The sequence below is a fragment of the Methylobacterium crusticola genome (assembly GCF_003574465.1).
GTDB classification, from domain to species: domain Bacteria; phylum Pseudomonadota; class Alphaproteobacteria; order Rhizobiales; family Beijerinckiaceae; genus Methylobacterium; species Methylobacterium crusticola.
In genome coordinates, this window is the sequence record NZ_QOWC01000354.1 from 1 (window position 1) to 4,612 (window position 4,612).

A 4,612-nucleotide genomic window follows, 5' to 3' on the forward strand; every position below is an offset into this window, starting at 1 on the left:
GCCCTCAGGGCGCGGCCGCGTGGTCGAGCGGGCGCGGCGCGCGGGCGAGCCCCGGGCCCCCGGCGGCCCACGGAGCCTCGGCGGCCCACGGAGCCTCCTCGGCCCGGGTGGCTCCCGCTGTCCGCGGGGCTTCGGCGGCCCGCGGGGCGTCGGTGGCCCGCGGGGCTTCCGCGGCCCGGGACGCCGCCACGATGCCGAGCCAGTTCCCGAACAGGCGCGCGGCGTCGTCCTGCCACGCGGCGTAGGCCGGGGCTGGGCAGTCCGGCAGGCCGGCCCCGGGCCCGGGGCGTCGGGCGCAGGCCGCGAGGCTCGCCGCGACGTCGGGGTCGAAGTAGTGCGCCGGCAGGTCCGGGCGGTCCGGCCGCGCCCCGTCCCGGAAGCGTCCGAGGTCGCGCCGGTACTCCCGGGCGAGGCTGTCGCGGTCGTACTCGGGATGCCCCTGGAGGAACACGAGGAGGCTCGGCCCCGGCTTCACGAACAGGTCGGCGCCCGCCTCCTCGGAGCGCGTCAGCACCTCGTAGCCGAGGCCCGGGAGCGCCTCCGCGGGCAGGTCGTTGTAGCGGGAATGCGGGACCGCGAGGTCCGGCCCGAGGCCCGCGAGGAGCGGATGCGCGGCGACGGCGCGGCAGGCGAAGACGCCGGAGCGCTTCGCCGGCAGGCGCCTGCGGGGAAGCCCGTCGAGGTGCAGCACCGCCGCGTGGGCGGCCAGGCACGAGAACAGCACCGAGCGCGTCGCCGTGCGCGCCCAGTCGATCGCCTCGGTCAGGGACGGCCAGTAGGGCTCGTCGCGCAGGCAGGCCGCCCGCGGCTCGCAGCCGGTGACGATCAGGGCGTCGAGCCCGGCCCGGGCCATCGCGGCGGCGGGCGCCGAGCGCCCGCGCAGGTGGTCCCGGCCGGCCGGCCCGCGCTCGATCTCCGGCAGGTGGAACAGGCGCATGGTCACCGGCAGGCCGGCCCCGCCGGCCACGACCAGGCGCGCGAACTGCCGCTCGGTCGCGGCGAGCGCCGCGTCCGGCATGTTGTTGAGGAGGCCGATCGTCAGCCCCTCGCCGGGCCGCGCCCGGGCCGCGGCCTCCCGGCCGCAGGGGTCTCGGCCGGCGGCGTAGCGGGCCGCCGGGTCCTGGTCGGGGCTCAGCATCGGGGCCTCCGGCGGCTCATTCCGCCGCCTGCATCAGGCCGCCGCCGCACGCGGCGAGCGCCTGATCGAGGTCGGCCAGGATGTCGTCGCTGTGCTCGATGCCGACGGAGATCCGGATCGTCTCCGGCAGGACGCCGGCCTGGCGCTGCTGCTCGGGGCTCATCTGGCGGTGGGTGGTCGAGGCCGGGTGGCAGGCGAGCGACTTCGCGTCGCCGATGTTGACGAGCCGCTTCACGAGCCGCAGGGCGTCGTAGAAGGCCCGCCCGCCCTCGAACCCGCCCGCGACCCCGAAGGTCAGGAGCGAGGAGGCGCGCCCGCCGAGGTACTTGCGCGCCATGGCGTGGTGCGGGCTGTCGGCGAAGCCGGCGTAGTTGACCCAGGCCACCCGGGGATGATCGCGCAGGAATTCGGCGACCTTGCGGGCGTTCTCGACGTGGCGCTCGACGCGCAGGGCCACCGTCTCGATGCCCTGGAGCAGCAGGAAGGCGCTCAGCGGCGCGAGGACCGCCCCGGTCGTGCGCTGGTAGACGCTGCGCGCCCGCGCCGCGAAGGCGCCCGGCCCGAAGCGCTCGGCGTAGACGAGGCCGTGGTAGGACGCGTCCGGCTCGCACAGCATCGGGAACCGCCCGGCGTGCTCCATCCAGGGAAAGCGCCCGCCGTCCACGATGATGCCGCCGAGCGTGGTGCCGTGGCCGCCCATGAACTTCGTGAGGGAGGCCACCACCACGTCGGCCCCGTGGTCGAGGGGGCGCATCAGGATCGGGGTCGCCACCGTGTTGTCGACGACGAGCGGCACCCCGTGGGCGTGCGCCACCGCGGCGAGGCCCTCGATGTCGCAGATGTTGCCGGCCGGGTTGCCGATGCTCTCGCAGTAGACCGCCTTGGTGTCGCGGTCGATGAGCCGGGCGATGTCCTCCGGGCGGTCGCTCGCCGCGAAGCGGGTGTGGATGCCCTGGCGCGGGAAGACGTGGGCGAACAGGGTGTGGGTGGTGCCGTAGAGCTGAGGCACCGACACGATGTTGCCGCCGCAATCGGCGAGGGTCGCGATGGCGTAGTGCAGGGCCGCCTGGCCGGTGGCGGTGCTCAGCGCCGCGTGCCCGCCCTCGAGGTCCGCCACGCGCCGCTCGAGCACGGCGTTCGTCGGGTTGGCGATGCGGCTGTAGCGGTAGCCCTCCGCCTCCAGGTTGAACAGGGCGGCGCCGTGATCGGCGCTGTCGAACGAGTAGGCGACGGTCTGGTAGATCGGGACCGCGACGGCGTGCGTCGTCGGATCGTCGTCGTACCCGGCATGGACCGCGATCGTCTCTGCCCGCATCGTCCCGATTCCTTACACTTCCCGGTGTCGTCGTCCGTTCTGCAAGCCCCGCACCGCCACCGGTCGGGTTTCTCCCGCACGGCCGGGACGATCGGGCCCGTCGTCGGATCCGAGCCTTAAGCAGCGAACGTTGCGGCTTGCTTGCGGGCGGACCGCCCGGGCGGCGCCGGACCGCCCGAGATCGGAGACATGATGAAGATCGGATTGCGGCGACCGGTCGAGATCTCGGCATCCTGCTGCGTCAGGCGCGCGGCCGGGCGGGTTCGATGCGGCCGGCACACCGATTCTTCAGAGGTTCGGCGGGAGGGTGCGGCCGGTCGGGCGGGTCGAGGCGGGACGGGTCATGAGCATGGCGGCAGCGGCACGTGACCCGGCGGCGCGGCCCCCCTCCTCGGCGGCGGGCTGGATCGGGGCGCTGGAGCGGACGTCCCGGATCGGGACGCAACCGTCCCGCACCCTGCCCCGGGTCGTCGAGGAGCTGGCCCTGGCGCACGGGGCGCGGCCGGCGCTGATCGGCGAGGGCGCGCGCCTGAGCCACCAGGGCCTCGCGGAGCGCGCCCGGGCCTACGCGCGCTGGGCGCTGGCCCAGGGCGTGCGCCCGGGCGACGCGGTCGGCCTCCTCATGCCGAACTGCCCGGACTACATGGCGGCCTGGCTCGGGATCAGCCGGGTCGGGGGCGTCGCGGCGCTCCTCAACACGCAGCTGACCGGACCGGCGCTGGCCCACTGCATCGACGCGGCGGCGCCCCGCCACCTCATCGTCGCCGAGGGCCTGCGGGAGGCGGTCGCGCAGGCCGCGCCCCACCTCGCGGCGGCGCCCCGCCTGTGGGGCGACGACCTCGACGCGGCCCTGCGCGGCCTCGGCACGGACGCCCTCGCGGCCGCCGAGGAGCGCGACGTCACCCTCGGCGACACCGCCCTCTACATCTACACCTCCGGCACGACCGGCCTGCCCAAGGCCGCGCGGGTGAGCCACCACCGGGTGATGACCTGGACCCACTGGTTCTCGGGCCTGATGGGGACGACGCCCGAGGACCGGCTCCTCAACTGCCTGCCGATGTACCACAGCGTCGGCGGCGTGGTGGCGACCGGCAGCGTGATCGTGGGGGGCGGCGCGGCGGTGCTGCGCGAGCGCTTCTCGGCGCGGCGCTTCTGGGACGACGTCGCGGCGGAGCGCTGCACGCTGTTCCAGTACATCGGCGAGCTGTGCCGCTACCTCCTCGTGGCCCCGGCCCATCCCCTGGAGCGCGCCCACGCGCTGCGCCTGTGCGCCGGCAACGGCCTGCGCCCGGAGATCTGGGAGGCGTTCCAGGCGCGCTTCGCCATCCCGCGGATCCTCGAGTTCTACGCCGCCACCGAGGGCACGCTGTCGCTCGTCAACGTCGAGGGCCGGGTCGGCGCCGTCGGCCGCGTGCCGCCCTTCCTGGCCCACCGCTCGCCCGCCGCCCTGGTGCGCCACGACGCCGCGACGGGGCTGCCGGAGCGCGGGCCGGACGGGCGCTGCGTGCGCTGCCCGCCGGGCGAGGCCGGCGAGCTGATCGGCCGCCTGTCCCGGGAGGTCGGCAGCCAGCGCTTCGAGGGCTACACCGACGCGGCGGCGAGCGACGCCAAGGTGCTGCGCGACGTCTTCGCCCCGGGCGACGCCTGGATGCGCACCGGCGACCTGATGCGGGTCGACCGCCAGGGCTTCTACAGCTTCGTCGACCGGGTCGGCGACACCTTCCGCTGGAAGGGCGAGAACGTCGCCACCACCGAGGTCGCGGCGGCCCTCGGGACGGCCGCGGGCGTGACCGAGGCCGCGGTCTACGGCGTCGCCGTGCCGGGCACCGAGGGCCGGGCCGGCATGGCCGCCCTGACGGTGGGCCCGGACTTCGATCCCGCCGCCCTGCGCACCCACCTCGCGGCGCGCCTGCCCGCCTACGCGCGGCCGCTCTTCCTGCGCCTCTGCCCGGGCTTCGCCGTCACCGCGACCTTCAAGCAGATGAAGCAGGGCCTCGTGGCCGACGGCTTCGACCCCGCCCGCACGACGGACCCGCTCCTGTTCGACGACGCCGCGGCGGGCGCCTACGTGCCCCTCGACGCCGACCTGTTCGCGCGCATCGGCCGGGGCGAGGTGCGCCTGTAGCGGCGGGCCGACGCCCGCAGCCGGGCCGACGCCC

Annotated in this window: 3 protein-coding genes; 1 reads left to right on the top strand and 2 read right to left on the bottom strand. The window is 76.0% G+C overall.

The window, feature by feature from the left end; genetic code table 11:
* Nucleotides 1-4: 4 nt before the first annotated feature.
* Nucleotides 5-1,138 carry a homoserine O-succinyltransferase MetA gene (gene metA / locus DT057_RS33955; RefSeq protein WP_128566410.1) on the bottom strand — a complete coding sequence of 378 codons (1,134 nt, stop codon included), beginning with the start codon at nucleotides 1,136-1,138 and terminating at the stop codon, nucleotides 5-7.
* 16 nt (nucleotides 1,139-1,154) lie between these two features.
* Complete coding sequence (locus DT057_RS33960; RefSeq protein WP_128566411.1) at nucleotides 1,155-2,453, bottom strand: O-acetylhomoserine aminocarboxypropyltransferase/cysteine synthase family protein; 1,299 nt, start codon at nucleotides 2,451-2,453, stop codon at nucleotides 1,155-1,157.
* Nucleotides 2,454-2,796: 343 nt separating this feature from the next.
* Here DT057_RS33960 and DT057_RS33965 point away from each other — a divergent pair, with 343 nt between their 5' ends.
* A complete protein-coding gene (locus DT057_RS33965; protein ID WP_128566412.1) occupies nucleotides 2,797-4,578 on the top strand; it encodes a long-chain-acyl-CoA synthetase in 1,782 nt (593 codons plus the stop codon).
* Nucleotides 4,579-4,612: the final 34 nt, after the last annotated feature.

Bases quoted from the DNA above. Each gene is read 5' to 3' on its own strand.
- metA (WP_128566410.1), bottom strand. From the start codon at position 1,138: ATGCTGAGCCCCGACCAGGACCCGGCGGCCCGCTACGCCGCCGGCCGA.
- DT057_RS33960 (WP_128566411.1), bottom strand. From the start codon at position 2,453: ATGCGGGCAGAGACGATCGCGGTCCATGCCGGGTACGACGACGATCCG.
- DT057_RS33965 (WP_128566412.1), top strand. From the start codon at position 2,797: ATGAGCATGGCGGCAGCGGCACGTGACCCGGCGGCGCGGCCCCCCTCC.